This is a genomic window from Caballeronia sp. ATUFL_F2_KS9A (assembly GCF_023630765.1).
GTDB lineage: Bacteria > Pseudomonadota > Gammaproteobacteria > Burkholderiales > Burkholderiaceae > Caballeronia > Caballeronia zhejiangensis.
Genome location: NZ_JALQEK010000011.1, coordinates 86,284 through 100,246, shown reverse-complemented (window position 1 = coordinate 100,246; position 13,963 = coordinate 86,284). Strand labels below are relative to the sequence as shown.

Here is a 13,963-nt window from a genome sequence, read left to right as displayed (position 1 = left end):
GTACGCGCCTTTTCGCGCGGATCAGCGGAAGTAGGCCTTGGTGTTTTCGTGCACGTCGTCGCGCGCGAGCAGTTCGTCGGGCATAAGCCATCGATAGTCGCTGTGCTGATCGAACCGGCCGATCGGAACCTTGCTGGAGAGCGTCAGCGCGTAGGCGAGCACGATGTAATGCGTGCCGATGCCATCGGCGCCCGCGAAGTTGTCGTCGTAGAGATGCTTGTAGACGCCGAAGAAGCGTGCGGCCGAACGCTGCGCGCTCGCGACGCCCAACTCGTTGCTGACGATGCGCCTGTAGGCGGCATCGAGCGATTCGTCTTTTCTGATGCGGCCGCCCGGCACGAACCATGTGCCCTGCGCGGGCCGGTTGCGCCGATGCCCCACGAGGATGCGCCGGTTGCCATCGGTGACGATCAGATCGATCGCCACGAGCGGCGCGAGCCGCACGACCGTCAGGAAATCAGCGTTGCTCAGCATCGTTGCTCCGGGTTGGCTTCGGTGAGTCGTGCGTCGCGCAAACGATGCCCGCTGCGACGCCGCATGACCGTGCGTGCGCGCACGCGCGAGGGAATTTCACGACTGAAACAAGCAAGGCTGACGAGCAACGGTCAGCACATTGTCAGCGCGGGCGGCAAACCTGACCGATTTGCGTGTCCGCGCGCTGTACGAAAATTTGCGTGAAGACGATTGCGAACGTACGCGCGATTCGAGCCGCATTCAGCCGATCATTGCAAAACAAGAATTGGGCGATTCGGCAAATAGTGTCAAAGCGTGCGCCGCCGCAAAAATACTAGCCGATGGCGGACGGTGACAGCGCCCGAGTCCCGCGCGCATGCAGGTTCGACGCGATCTCGCGTCCGCTGCAATGCAGCATCTAAGTTCATATGAAAATACCGCATTATGCCTTTGAATAAAAATAAAACGGGTTAATCAAAAATCACGTTGGGGACCTCGATTGCGTTATTAGAAAATCATTGAGTATTAATGCCGCAGCCGTTCGCGGATTTTAATCGGCGTCTGAAATGCGCATTACATATCGTTCCTAAATGTAACGGCGAAACCAAAACTTTCCGATTGCAGCGGTACGAACGTCCGCTTTCGCACACATCGATGTTTCATAAATGAATCAATTCGAATGATCGGGCTTGGCGGCCATCGCATCCGGCGGACCGCGCAGGGCCGTCCTGCGGAGCTTAGTGAGCAACGCTGTGTCCGATCTGGCGGCACGGGAATCAGATTGAGCTAAACCGCCGAATCAATCCTTGTATGACAAATCCGTATTTGTTTTCCATGCATTGAATGCAGGCTTTCCGGAATTTGGGGAAGGATTTCAATGTGCGCTCACCCTCATAGCGGAACAGATTTTGTGGTTTAAGCGCGAAAATCCAGAGCACAAAAAACATTGTCTGCTTATTATTCAAGCCAGCGGATCGATTCCGCCAACACTTCGTTCCAATCGGTCACGGCAACCCGGCGAAGTTCGGGAAGTCCATTGATGCGCCGCAATGACCGAACAACTCTTCCGCGCCTTCCAGGAAACAAGCTGCAGAGGATGACCATGCCTTACGCCACTCTTGAACCCGCAGTCATGGGTTGGACGCCTCCCGCGTCGAACGCCTCGCAGACCGAGGTGCGCCAGGTCGCGATCCTGCTGTTCGACGGCTTTTCGCTGCTCGGCGCGGGAATCGTCGCGGAGGTCTTCCACATGGCGAACGAGCTGTCGTCGGCGAAGTCGCGGCCGGATTGCACGTACGACGTGCGGTTCCTGTCGGTCGAAGGCGGCAACGTGGCGTGCTCGTCGTCGGTGCGCGTCTGGACGGACGGTCTCGATGCGCGCCACTACGGCGGCTTCGACGCGCTTTTCGTCGCCGGCGGCCGTGGCGCGGAAGAAGCGGCGAAGGACGATCGCATCATCGAATGGCTGCGTCGCGTGCAGACCAAGACCACGGTCGTGCGCGCGATTTCCGAGGGCCGCAAGGTGCTCGACGCCGCGGGCATCGGTCAGGCGCAGGACGCGCAGGCGCGCTACGGCAACGCGATGCAACTCGTGCGCGACGAGCAGCAGGGCGACGCCGGCGACCGCTACGAGTCGATGAAGGGCGCGCTTCTGATCGTGAAGCGCGATCTCGGCATCGACGTGTCGCGCAGCGTCGCTGAACGTCTGATGCCCGGTTCGGCCGCGAAGCTCGTGTCGATCCTCGGCGACAGCGGCGTGGCGTCGGCGGGCGACAAGATCCGCGCGGCGGCGCGCTGGCTGCAGGACAACTGCGAACGGCCGATTTCGGTCGTCGATGCGGCGCAGGTGGCCGCGATGAGCGAGCGCAACTTCTTGCGCCGCTTCAAGATCGAGATGGGCATCACGCCATCCGATTATTTGCTGCAGGCGCGCCTCGCCGTGACCTGTGCGCTTCTGACGGATTCGGAACTGCCGGTCGACAAGATCGCGCGCAGAAGCGGCATGGGCAACGGCGACAGGCTCGCGAAGATTTTCCGCAAGCGCCTTCTGATCTCGCCGACGGAGTACCGGATGCAGAGCAGACGCGAGGCGAACGGCTGACCCGCGCGCTTATGTGACGTGGGCCGCTCTGAGCCCGACTATGGCGTAAAACGTCGGACCTTTGGCCGGACCCGATCGGTCCGGCACTTAATCATTTCCCGAACGGTTCGCCGTTCGGACGAACAGGCAGGCAGGAGTTCTTTATGACGAATGAAGCACGCACGGAAGGTGGGGTGAAGCAGGGAGCAGCAGGTGTGGAGGCGGGCCCGGCCAAGGCGGCCGGGCCGTGCCGCCGCCTCGTCCCTGTGATCCTCGCCGGCGGCTCGGGCACGCGCCTGTGGCCGATGTCGCGTGAACAATTCCCGAAGCAGCTGATCGGCGTCGTCGGACGTGACTCGCTGCTCCAGGCGACGGTGTCGCGGCTCAAAGGCTTTGCCGGCAACTTCAAGGTCGATGGCGAGCCGATCATCGTGTGCGGCGAAGAGCATCGGTTCACGACGGAAGAACAGACGCGCGAAGCCGGCGTCGATGCACGCATCATCGTCGAGCCGGCGCGCCGCGACACCGCGCCCGCGCTCACGCTCGCGGCACTTGCCGCGGTGAAGGACGGCGAGGACGCGATCATGGTCGCGATGCCGGCGGATCACTCCATCGCCGATATTCCGGCGCTGCATCGCGCGATCGCGATCGCTGCGGAACATGCGGAGCGCGGCGTGATCGCGACGCTCGGCATTCCGCCGACGCGCCCCGACACCGGCTTCGGCTACATCCGTCTGGGCGCGGCGCTCGATGACGGCGCGCACGAGATCGACCGCTTCGTCGAAAAGCCGGCGGCGGAACTCGCGGCGCAATACGTCGCGGCGGGCACGTACTGGTGGAACAGCGGCATCTTCGTCGTGCGCGCGAGCGTGTGGCTCGCGGCGCTGCAAAAGCTCAATGCCGACATGCACGCGGCGTGCTCGGCCGCCGCGCAGGAGGGCGAGGCCGACGGCAAGTTCTTCCGCCCGCAGGCGGCGCAGTTCGGGCGCGCGCCGTCCGACTCGATCGACTATGCGGTGATGGAGCACATCGGCACGCCGACGAAGCCGTGCGACGGCGTGGTCGTGCCGCTCGTCGCGGGCTGGTCGGATCTCGGTTCGTGGGACGCCGTGTGGGACGCGATGGACAAGGACGAATCGGGCAACGTCGCGAGCGGCCGAGTCGTGTTCGAAGGCGCGACATCGAGCTATGCGCGCTCCGAAGGCGGACGGCTCGTCGCGTGTGTCGGCACGACCAACGTGATCGTCGTCGAGACGGACGACGCCGTGCTCGTCGCGGACCGTTCGCGCGTGCAGGACATCAAGGGGCTGGTTGCGCGCATCCGCGAGCAGCACGCGCCCGAAGCGGATACGCATCGCAAGGTGCGCCGCCCGTGGGGTTTCTACGATTCGATCGAGCACGGGGAGCGCTTCCAGGTCAAGCGCATCGTGGTGTCGCCGGGCTCGAAGCTGTCGCTGCAGATGCATCACCATCGCGCGGAACACTGGATCGTCGTGTGCGGCACGGCGCTCGTCACGCGCGGCGAAGAGCAGTTTCTGCTCTCCGAGAACGAATCGACGTTCATTCCGCTCGGCGTGCGGCATCGTCTGGAGAACCCGGGCAAGGTGCCGCTCGAAATCATTGAAGTGCAGTCGGGGAGCTATCTCGGCGAAGACGACATCGTGCGTTTCGACGACACCTACGGGCGCAGTTGAGCGTTCGAAGGCAGAAGACTTTCTTGCAACCGTTCACAAGAAGAAGACGGGGCTAACGCGAGGAGGAGACTGAAGGGCGGTAAAGGGCTGATTGCGTTCCGGGGAAAAAAACATGCGCGATTTACAGGGATTGCTCGCGCGCCTGTTCGACGTCTTGATGATCGTCGGCGGTGCGGCAGTGGCGTCGCAAATCAGGTTCGAGTACATCGAGGCACACACCTATTCGGTGGCGTTCGTCGCGTTCGCGGCGGCGTTCTCGCTTGCGCTCTTTCCTGGCTTCGGCGTCTACCAGTCGTGGCGCGGCCGCAGCAAGCTTCAGCTTGCGTGTCAGGTCTCGCTCGGCTGGCTCGTCGTGCAGGGCTGCGCGCTCGCGCTGATGTTCTCGCTGCATCGGCTCGACTACGTGTCACGCCTCTGGTTCGCCTACTGGACCGCGATGTCCGGCGGCCTCATGATCGCCGGCCGTCTCATCACGCACGCGATTCTCGCGCACATGCGCAACGCGGGCCTGAACCTGCAGCAAGTGGCGATCGTCGGCTGCGGCAGACATTGCGATTCGATGCTGCGCAAGATCGAGCGTTCGCAGGACACCGGTTTTCGCATGTGCGCGGCGTTCAACGCGGCGGCGGGCAAGTCGCGTCTGAACACGCGCCTGCCCGTGTATGACGATTTCGACGCGTTCGTCGCCTTCGTGCGCGCGCAGAACGTCCATGAAGTGTGGCTCGCGTTGCCGCTGTCGGAGGAGCCCACGATCCTGCGCTTCGTGAACGAATTCCGCGACGATCTCATCAACGTGCGCTTCATCCCCGACGTGCGCAGCCTCGCGCTGTTCGAAAGCGGCGTCACCGATCTGCTCGGCCAGCCCGCGATCAATCTCGTCGCGACGCCGTTGTCGGCGTCGGCGCAGCTGCAAAAGGAAATCTTCGACCGCCTGTTCGCGCTCGGCGCGATCATCGCGGTCTCGCCGGCGCTCATCTGCATCGCGCTCGCAATCAAGCTCACTTCGCGCGGGCCGGTGTTGTTCCGGCAGAACCGCAAAGGCGCGGATGGCCGCGTCTTCACCATCTACAAGTTCCGTTCGATGCGCCTGCACACGGAACAGGCCGGAGTGCTTCGCCAGGCCACGCGCAACGATCCGCGCGTGACCCGTGTCGGAGCGTTCCTGCGCCGCACCAGCCTCGATGAGCTGCCGCAGTTCTTCAACGTTCTGCGCGGCGACATGTCGGTCGTGGGCCCGCGTCCACACGCGCTCGAACATGACGACCTGTATCAAAAGGTCGTATCGGGGTACATCCATCGTTACCGGATCAAGCCAGGCATCACCGGCTGGGCCCAGGTCAACGGTTTTCGTGGGGAAACGGATCGGATCGAAAAGATGGAAGGACGCGTCGCTCACGATTTGTACTATCTGGGTAACTGGTCGTTCGGACTCGATATGAGAATCATCGCCGCAACGATCTTCAAGGGACTACGCCACACCAACGCTTACTGATGCAGGGGACGACCATCATGCACAACCAACAACAACCGGGCACCACCTCCATGGCCGCCAACACCAACGTGTCGCGTATCTTCCGCCTCACGAGCCTGGCTGCGGCAGCTTCCGTCGCCGTGATCCTGACGGGTTGCGGGCTCTCGCCGGGCATGCACATGGAAAAGCCCGCCCAGCTCGTCGAAACGTCGAACGATCAGGGCGATCCGGCCACGACCACCAACATTCCGATCACGACGATCGACGCCGCGCTCGTGAAGAAGATGCGCGCCGCGCAGCCGTCCGTGACGGGCGATCCGAACGCCTCGCTCTACGGCAAGCCCGCGCCTTACAAGCTGGGCGTCGGCGACGTGCTGCAGATCACGGTCTGGGATCACCCGGAACTCGTCGCGGCGCTCGGCCAGCCGGCGAACCAGACGCGCACGTCGGATGCCGCGCCCGGCTTCGTCGTCGATGCCGACGGCAATCTGCAATTCCCGTACGTGAACAAGCCGCTGCACGTCGCGGGCAAGACCGAGACGCAGGTTCAGCGCGAGCTGTATGCCGAGCTGTCGAAGGTATTCGTGAAGCCGCAGGTGACGGTGCGCGTCGCGTCGTTCCGCGCGTCGCAGGTGTATATCGACGGCGATGTCCGCACGCCGGGCGCGCAGCAGATCAACGACATTCCGATGACGCTCACCGAGGCGATCGGCCGCGCGGGCGGTTTCGCGACGACGGCGGATCAGAGCCGCGTCACGCTGATCCGCGATGGCGTCACGTATCACATCAACATGGCCGGCATGACGTCGAAGGGCCGCAGCCCGTCGGACATCATGCTCAAGCCGGGCGATGCGCTGCGTGTCGATTCGCGCGACGAAAACGGCGTCTACGTGATGGGCGAAGTGACCAAGCCGGCCACCGTCATCCCGATGCGCAACGGCAAGCTCACGCTCTCGGACGCGATCTCGCAGGCGGGCAGCTTCAACCCGGAAACGTCGAACCCGCGCGAGCTGTACGTGATCCGCAACGGCGCGACGGACCAGCCGGAGGTCTACAAGCTCGACGCGCTGTCGCCGGTGTCGATGCTGCTCGCGAACAACTTCGAGCTGCAGCCGCATGACGTCGTCTATGTCGACAACAACGGGCTCGTGCGCTTCTCGCGCGTGCTCAACCTGCTGCTGCCGGCGATCAACGCTGGTTTGACGGCGGCCGTGTTGACGAAGTAAGCATCTGGCATCAAGTGTCTGACCGGCGCGCGCGGGGCGCGCCGGAGCATCATGGTTCGACTTAAAAAATATAAGCGAGCGAGATCATGTCGATGAACTTTGATACGCGATACGTGGACGTATCGACGGGTGACGAACTGCGCCTGTCCGATTACCTGGCCGCGGCGATGCTCAACTGGAAGCTCGTGACGCTCGTCATGCTCGCCGTGATTGCGCTCGGCACCTCTTACGCGTATCTCGCGACGCCGACCTACAAGGCCGACGCGATGATCCAGGTCGACGAGCCGGCCAACACGAACAACGCGAACGCCGGCGCCAAGGCGCTGCAAGCCGCCGTTCCGCAACTCACCGAAACGAAGACTTCGACTGCCGCGCAGATCGAACTGCTGCGCTCGCGACTCGTCATCGACGATACGGTGCGGCGTCTGCATCTGGATATCGATGCCTCGCCGCGCGTGTTGCCGGTCGTGGGCAAGCTCGTCGGCAACGTGTTCGCGATGTTGAACCGGCCGATTCCGCAGGGTTATCTGTCGCGCTTCGCGTGGGGCGGCGAAGCCATCGACGTGCCGCTCTTCGACACGCCGAAGGAGCTCTACGACAGGAAGTTCACACTCGTCGCGCTCGAGCGCGGCGCTTACGAACTGCGCGATCCGAACGGACTGATCGTGCTGACGGGGCAGGTCGGCAAGGAAGTGTCGGGTGCGACGCCGCAAGGCCCGGTGACGCTCAAGGTCGACAAGCTCGACAGCAAGCCCGGCGTGCAGTTCGAACTGCAACGCTTCTCGACGATCACGACCATCGACCGTCTTCAGCAGCGCCTGACCGTGGCGGAGACCGCACTGCAATCGGGCATCATCGGCGTATCTCTGGAAGGTAGTAATCCGAAGCAAATCGCGGCGATCGTCAACAACATCGCGAATCGTTATGTGGAGCAGGACACGCAGAAGCGTTCGGCCGAAGCGGAGCACACGCTCGCGTTTCTGGAGCAGCAACTGCCGCTCGTGAAGAAGCAGCTCGATGAAGCCGAGCAGCGCCTGAGCGCGTTTCGCAACAAGCAAGGTTCCGTCGATCTCTCCGAAGAGAGCCGCTTGCTCCTGCAGCAGATCGTCGACAACAAGACGAAGCTCTCCGATCTTCAGCAACAGCGCGCGGAACTGTCGCTGCGCTTCACGGCGAATCATCCGTCGGTGCAGGCGCTCGATGCGCAGATTGCATCGCTCACCGCCGCGCAGACGCGCCTCGGCAAGAACGTGTCGACGCTGCCCGATACCGAGCAGACCGCGCTGCGCTATACGCGCGACGTGCGCTCCAACAGCGAGCTTTACGCGAACCTGCAGAACAGCGCGCAGCAATTGCGCATCGCGAAGGCGGGGCAGGTCGGCAACGTGCGGATCGTCGATCTCGCGCAACCCGCCGACGATCCCGTGCGTCCGAAGCGCGCGCTCGTGATCCTGATCTCGGCGGGCATCGGCCTCGTGCTCGGCATCATCGCGGCGTTCGTGCGCAAGTCGCTGTGGGGCGGCGTCGAGCGTCCCGAGGACATCGAACGGCAACTGGGCACGCGCGTCTTCGCCATCGTGCCGCGCAGCACGCAGCAGCTTCGTCTGCAACGTCAGGTCGGCATGCGCCGCGAAGGCATGCACGTGCTCGCGGCGCAGGCGCCGGAGGATGCGGCCGTCGAAGGCATTCGCAGCTTGCGCACGTCGCTGCAACTGCAGCTCGGCGAAGCGCGCAACAACGTCGTGATGCTGACCGGCTCGCGGCCCGAAGCGGGCAAGTCGTTTCTGTCGGCGAATCTCGCGACGCTCGTCGCATCGACGAGAAAGCGGGTGTTGCTGATCGACGGCGACATGCGCCGCGGCGACATCCACTCGCACTTCGGCGTGCGTCACACGCCGGGCCTATCCGACGTGCTGATGGGCGCCAACGCGATGGACGTCATCGTTCACGACGTGTTGCCCGGCGTCGATCTAATTCCGAAGGGCTCGCTGCCATCGCATCCGGCGGAACTGCTCGCGAGCGATCGGCTCGGCGAAATCCTCGGCGAACTGAAGCAGCTCTACGATCTCGTCGTCATCGATACGCCGCCCGTGCTCGCCGTCACCGACGCGACCGTGATCGGCCGGCACGCGGGCACGAGCCTGCTCGTCGTGCGGCACGGCAAGAATCAGGTGCAGGAAATCGGCGAGACGATGAAGCGCCTCTATCACGGCGGCGTGCACATGAAGGGCGTGCTCCTCACCGATGTGCCGCAATCGAAGGTGCTGATGGGCAGCACCTACGCGGGCTATTACAGCTACGAGAGCATCGCGGAGTAGGTCTTCTCAGTTCAATACGGCGACTTGTAGATGTCGCGCGCACGCGCGGCATTCGACGCCGGCGCCTTCAGACCCGAAGGCGCCGGATAAAGCGTCGCCGCCGCGCTTCGCGGCATCATCATCGCTTTTGCGTCGGCCTTGCGCGTGCCCGGACGCAGCCGCGCGCCGCCCGCCGGATTGCCCACATAGCCGTTCTGTTGCGCGAGCAGCGCGTCCATCGACGGAGTATCGGCCGAATCGCCCGCATACGCGAACGATGGCGCGAAGGCCGCGATGGCCAGCCACAAAAGCGCGTGTTTCATGTGTCTCCTCCTGATCGCGCGATACCGCACGCAAATGGTTGCCGAAAGCGGGCGTCGTTATAATCGCCGTCCGACCTGATTCTTTGGCTTTCCGTCCGTGAAAAAGCTCATCGCTCTCGCAGTCGCTTCCACCGTCCTCACCGCGTGCTCGTCCGTCGAGAAGGAGCAGACGAAGGAACGCACGTTCCTGCTCTCGCAGCAATCGCTCGATACGGCGCAACGCAACGCGACCGTCGCATGCCGCGACGCGGCGCAGTGCGATGCGGCCTGGAAGCTCACGAAGACTTACGTCGAGCAGAATTCGAAGGAACGCCTGACACGCGCCGACAATGCCGCGATCGAAACCGGCGTGCCTTCGGACACCGGCAAGCCGGTGTTCTCGGCGACGCGCGTCCCGAACGGCGACGGCGCGACGATCTCGCTCTTCGCGCAATGCAAGGGCATGTTCGAGGACGAGCGCGCGCGAGGCTCGGATTTCGACGACTGCGCGACGAAGATCATCTCCGTTCAAAACGGCTTCGCGCCTTATCTGCGGGCACATCTGCGCGCGCAGTGAGCGGACGGACCTTATTGCGCGGGCAGCGAACCTGACGCGCGCGGCGGATTCGCCGGACGTATCTCCGTGAGCGGCCCGTCTTGCGGATGCATGTCGGGCGGCGCGCCGTAAAAAGGCGCGCTTTGCTGCGGCGTGCGACCGGCCGCTTCGGCGGCGCGCGCGTGGATGCCATGCGCGATGCGCGCATACGACGCGACGACGAGACCCAGCGCGACACCGAACATCAGCCCCGGAAAACGCTCGCCGAGCGGATTACCGCCGATCGACGTCGCGGGCAGCGCAGCGAGCACGAAGAGCGCACGGCCGAGCACCGGCAGCCAGGGCGCATCGGGCGTGCTGTGCCGCCATGCGCGATACGCCCGCGAACCGCGCCAGAGCGCCCACAGAATGGCGATCGGCAGCGCGAGCCCGAACAGCACGCCGCCCGCGAAGAACTGATAGACCCAGAAGTCGCGGCCGGCCGCCCATTTTTTGAAGGCGTAGAAGTCCTGCTCGCTGATGTCGCCGGCAAGATCCGGCAGATACGACGGCGCGTAGCGATAGTCGTGTCCGTAGCCCATGCCGACGATAGTCGACATCGCCGACGACGTAGTCTGATCGATCTGATCCTTCATTTCCGCGAGACGCGCGATCATCACCGGATCGCGTGCGGGCGGCGCATCCTGCACGAGCGAGAGACGCTTCATCCACGGGGCTCCGATCGTCGGAAAGAACGTGGCCGTCGCGGTGGCCATCGCGATCAGCAGCGTCAGGATCGTGGCCGCGCGCAGACCGACGGCGAAGAACGCGCGCAGCGAAGGCGCGGCGAGCCACGTCGCATAAGCGATCAGCAGCACGGTGCCGACCAGGAGGCCCGGCGTGCCGAACAGAATCTCGATGACGATCGTCGCGAGAAAAAACAGCCCGGCCAGCTTCCCGATGCGCTGCGCGAAGACGATTTCGTGCAGCAACAGCCCTTGCAGGCAAAGGAACGTGACCGGGACGACGCGAATGCTCAAGGTGTCGATGCCGCCAGGCATCGCCATGCCGAAACCGCCGCCGAACACGAGCGATGCGATCATCGACCAGACCATCGCGCGTTCGATCTGCGCAAGACGCTGCGCATCCCACGGACGGCAGCCTACGAAATAGCCGAGCAGCATCAAGAGGAACGGCAGCACGACGCGCGCGTAGTTGCCGGCGTCGTTGCCTTGCAGCCATTGGGTTGCGACGCTGCCGAAGATCGTGAGCAGAAAGAGCGCGCTGACGAACCCGCGCATGCGCGAGCGGCGCGCGAAGCGCGGCGCGATGAGCAGCATCGCGCAGGCGGCGCCCATCGATGTCACGGTGAGCAGAACATCGATGGCCTTGCTGGCCGTCTCGACGCTTCGTAAGTCGAACGCGAGCGGAAGCAGGCAAAGCCAGATCCAGACGACGGCGAACTTGTTGCGCATGACGGCCCCGGCACCCCTATTTTTTGCGTCGAATATAGCAGCGGCTCTTGTCGTGCGCGGTTGCGGCGGCGTCTTGCGACTAGTCTTCGGCGCGAAACGACGGATGCGCGTGTGCGCCGGACCACGCTTCATCGGACGCTTCGAATCGATGTCCGCAAAGCACGGCATTCTGGCGGATCGCCGCCGTTCGATGGACCGAAGATGCAATGGCCGGAAGCGGTCCGATCCGGCTTGAGACCACTCAATATGCGCGATGTGCGTGCTACACGCCGGAACGAGGTGCCCCGCGATGCCGGGGAAGCAGGCCCACGAGGACGCGCGGTTCCGGCCGCGCGAGCCACTCGATAACAATCGACCCTCGCAGAAGGGAAATGGCATGGGCGGTTCGGCGCGACACGCATGCAAGGCCCCGATCGATCGATACGCTCGATTCATCCGGGGACTCGCGATCATCGCCGAGATGAGTGGTCCGCTTCGAGCGCGGCGCGGGAAAGTTTGGATATGATGGGCTCGCTTCATCATCCAGGAGACTTCCCATGTCCGAGACGCTCAGCATCTCCATCCCCGATGGCAATTTCGACGCTTACGTCGCATATCCCGCGCAAACGACCGCGCCGGCCGTGATCGTGATTCAGGAAATTTTCGGCATCAACGCCGACATGCGCGAAACCTGTGACGAATACGCGCGCCAGGGATACGTCGCGCTATGCCCCGATCTCTTCTGGCGGCTGGAGCCGAACGTCGAGCTCACCGATCGCACCGAAGCCGAATGGCAGCAGGCGCTCAAGTACTACAACGCATTCGACGTGAACACGGGCGTCGAGGACATCGCGGCGACGATCGGTTTCGCGCGCGGACTCTCACAAGTGCAGGGCAAGATCGGCTCGGTCGGCTTTTGTCTCGGCGGCTTGCTCTCGTTCCTGACGGCGGCGCGCACGGATGTCGACGCATCGGTTTCGTACTACGGCGGCGGCACGGATCAATACCTCGCCGAACTGCCGAAGATCAAGGTGCCGCTCATGCTGCATCTCGCGGAAGAGGACGAGTTCATTCCCGCCGATGCGCGCAATCGCGTGCTGGCGGCGGTGAAGGGGCAGCCGAATGTCGAGGTGTACACGTATCCCGGCTGTCATCACGCGTTCGCGCGCAATCAGGGCGCGCATTACGACGCGGCGGCCGCGCAACTCGCCAACGGCCGCACCGCGGATTTCTTCGCAAAGCACCTGAAATAAGGCTTCGAATGAAAAACGCCGCCTGGAACTCAGGCGGCGTCGCTTCATTTCTTCACCGTGTGCGGCCGGCGAAACACGAGCCAGCGCGGTGATTTGAAGCGCACGATGCTCATGTAGAGCCACACGTAAGTTGCCGCGAACACGACGACGAAGCAGAACAGATGCACCGTATGCCGCCAGAAGAGCGTCGCGGGAATCACGGCGACGAGACACAGCAGCCACAGATACGGCGACGTCAGCGAATTGCGCCGCGTCAGCTCATGCGCGTTCTTCACGCCGACGGCCCAGCGCATCAGACGCTTGTAGACGAGCATATGCAGATGCACGCCGTCCGGAATGCCCGGCGAAATGCCGCGAATGAACTTCTTGCGATAGATCGAGAAGCACGTCTCGAAGATCGGATACATGAAGAGCAGTACCGGATACCACGCGGAGACATCGCGGTTGCGCATCACGAGCATGATCGAGAGTTCGCCCAGCATGAAGCCGACGAAGTACGCGCCGCCGTCGCCGAGAAAGATCAGCCCGGCGGGGAAGTTCCAGATGAAGAAGCCCATCACCGCGCCCATCATGATGAGCGAACCGGAAAGCACGATCGGATCGTGCACCTGGAACGCCACATAGGCGAGCGAGGCGAACATCATGAAGCTGACCATCGATGCGAGGCCGTTGAAGCCGTCGATGATGTTCACCGCGTTGGCGAGCGCCGCGACGGCGAGCACCGTCACCGCGCATGAAATGACCGCGTAGGACAACAGGAAATCGAGCGGCGGCACGCTGATGCGCGTGACCGCGATGTTCAGGAACGCATAGGCGAGGCCCGCGGCGGCCATCGTGCAGACGAGGCGCGCGAGCGGCGAGACGCGCTTGGTCAGGTCTTCGATCAGCCCGGAGAGAAACGCCGGCAAGCCGCACGCGACGATGCCGAGAATGCCGCCCGATACGGCCGGATAGCCCCATCGCAACTGCACGGCCGATGCCGTGAGCCCGCAGATGATGCCCACGCCGCCGATGCGCGGAACGGGCCGCGCGTGAAACTTCTGCACGCCGGCGAGATCGGTGTCGCCGAGCACGCCTTCCTGCAGGTGTGCGAAGCGCACGATCAACAAGGTCACGAAGAGCGAGACCAGAAAAGCAAGCGCGAAACTGAGCATGAAATAGAACCGATGGAAAAAAGCGGCGCCGCGCGCAAAGCGCA

Annotated in this window: 11 protein-coding genes; 7 read left to right on the top strand and 4 right to left on the bottom strand. The window is 63.6% G+C overall.

The annotated features are described in order from the left end of the window. Window positions 1–21: 21 nt before the first annotated feature. Window positions 22–474, bottom strand: a complete 453-nt coding sequence (locus NCS67_RS09815) for a GDP-mannose mannosyl hydrolase (RefSeq protein ID WP_250435024.1) — start codon at window positions 472–474, stop codon at window positions 22–24. 1,081 nt (window positions 475–1,555) lie between these two features. On the opposite strand from NCS67_RS09815, the gene NCS67_RS09810 reads away from it, so the two are divergent. From NCS67_RS09810 to NCS67_RS09790, 5 genes are all read left to right on the top strand, one after another. After that, the gene (locus tag NCS67_RS09810; RefSeq protein WP_033537200.1) at window positions 1,556–2,554 is read left to right on the top strand and encodes a GlxA family transcriptional regulator; all 999 of its coding nucleotides are present in this window, start codon (window positions 1,556–1,558) and stop codon (window positions 2,552–2,554) included. A 143-nt stretch (window positions 2,555–2,697) separates the two neighbouring features. Continuing rightward, window positions 2,698–4,227, top strand: coding sequence for a mannose-1-phosphate guanylyltransferase/mannose-6-phosphate isomerase (locus tag NCS67_RS09805; RefSeq protein WP_239295211.1), 1,530 nt, complete (start codon window positions 2,698–2,700; stop codon window positions 4,225–4,227). A gap of 112 nt (window positions 4,228–4,339) precedes the next feature. Then, on the top strand, window positions 4,340–5,719 hold the full coding sequence (locus NCS67_RS09800; protein ID WP_008342527.1) for an undecaprenyl-phosphate glucose phosphotransferase: 1,380 nt from the start codon (window positions 4,340–4,342) through the stop codon (window positions 5,717–5,719). Between the two features lie 50 nt (window positions 5,720–5,769). Beyond that, window positions 5,770–6,924, top strand: a complete 1,155-nt coding sequence (locus tag NCS67_RS09795) for a polysaccharide biosynthesis/export family protein (RefSeq protein WP_008342525.1) — start codon at window positions 5,770–5,772, stop codon at window positions 6,922–6,924. 86 nt (window positions 6,925–7,010) lie between these two features. Further along, window positions 7,011–9,242, top strand: coding sequence for a polysaccharide biosynthesis tyrosine autokinase (locus NCS67_RS09790; protein WP_250435023.1), 2,232 nt, complete (start codon window positions 7,011–7,013; stop codon window positions 9,240–9,242). 11 nt (window positions 9,243–9,253) lie between these two features. On the opposite strand, the gene NCS67_RS09785 is transcribed toward NCS67_RS09790, so the two are convergent. Beyond that, window positions 9,254–9,544: a hypothetical protein gene (locus NCS67_RS09785; RefSeq protein ID WP_008342521.1), complete on the bottom strand. Its 291-nt coding sequence runs from the start codon at window positions 9,542–9,544 to the stop codon at window positions 9,254–9,256. A gap of 97 nt (window positions 9,545–9,641) precedes the next feature. On the opposite strand from NCS67_RS09785, the gene NCS67_RS09780 reads away from it, so the two are divergent. Beyond that, window positions 9,642–10,100, top strand: a complete 459-nt coding sequence (locus tag NCS67_RS09780; protein ID WP_250435022.1) for a hypothetical protein — start codon at window positions 9,642–9,644, stop codon at window positions 10,098–10,100. 11 nt (window positions 10,101–10,111) lie between these two features. On the opposite strand, the gene NCS67_RS09775 is transcribed toward NCS67_RS09780, so the two are convergent. Continuing rightward, window positions 10,112–11,533, bottom strand: a complete 1,422-nt coding sequence (locus tag NCS67_RS09775; RefSeq protein WP_250435021.1) for a hypothetical protein — start codon at window positions 11,531–11,533, stop codon at window positions 10,112–10,114. A 536-nt stretch (window positions 11,534–12,069) separates the two neighbouring features. On the opposite strand from NCS67_RS09775, the gene NCS67_RS09770 reads away from it, so the two are divergent. Next, window positions 12,070–12,765, top strand: a complete 696-nt coding sequence (locus NCS67_RS09770; RefSeq protein WP_008342514.1) for a dienelactone hydrolase family protein — start codon at window positions 12,070–12,072, stop codon at window positions 12,763–12,765. A gap of 44 nt (window positions 12,766–12,809) precedes the next feature. Here the strand turns inward: NCS67_RS09770 and NCS67_RS09765 are convergent, their stop codons facing one another. Then, window positions 12,810–13,919 carry an MraY family glycosyltransferase gene (locus NCS67_RS09765; protein ID WP_033537192.1) on the bottom strand — a complete coding sequence of 370 codons (1,110 nt, stop codon included), beginning with the start codon at window positions 13,917–13,919 and terminating at the stop codon, window positions 12,810–12,812. Window positions 13,920–13,963: the final 44 nt, after the last annotated feature.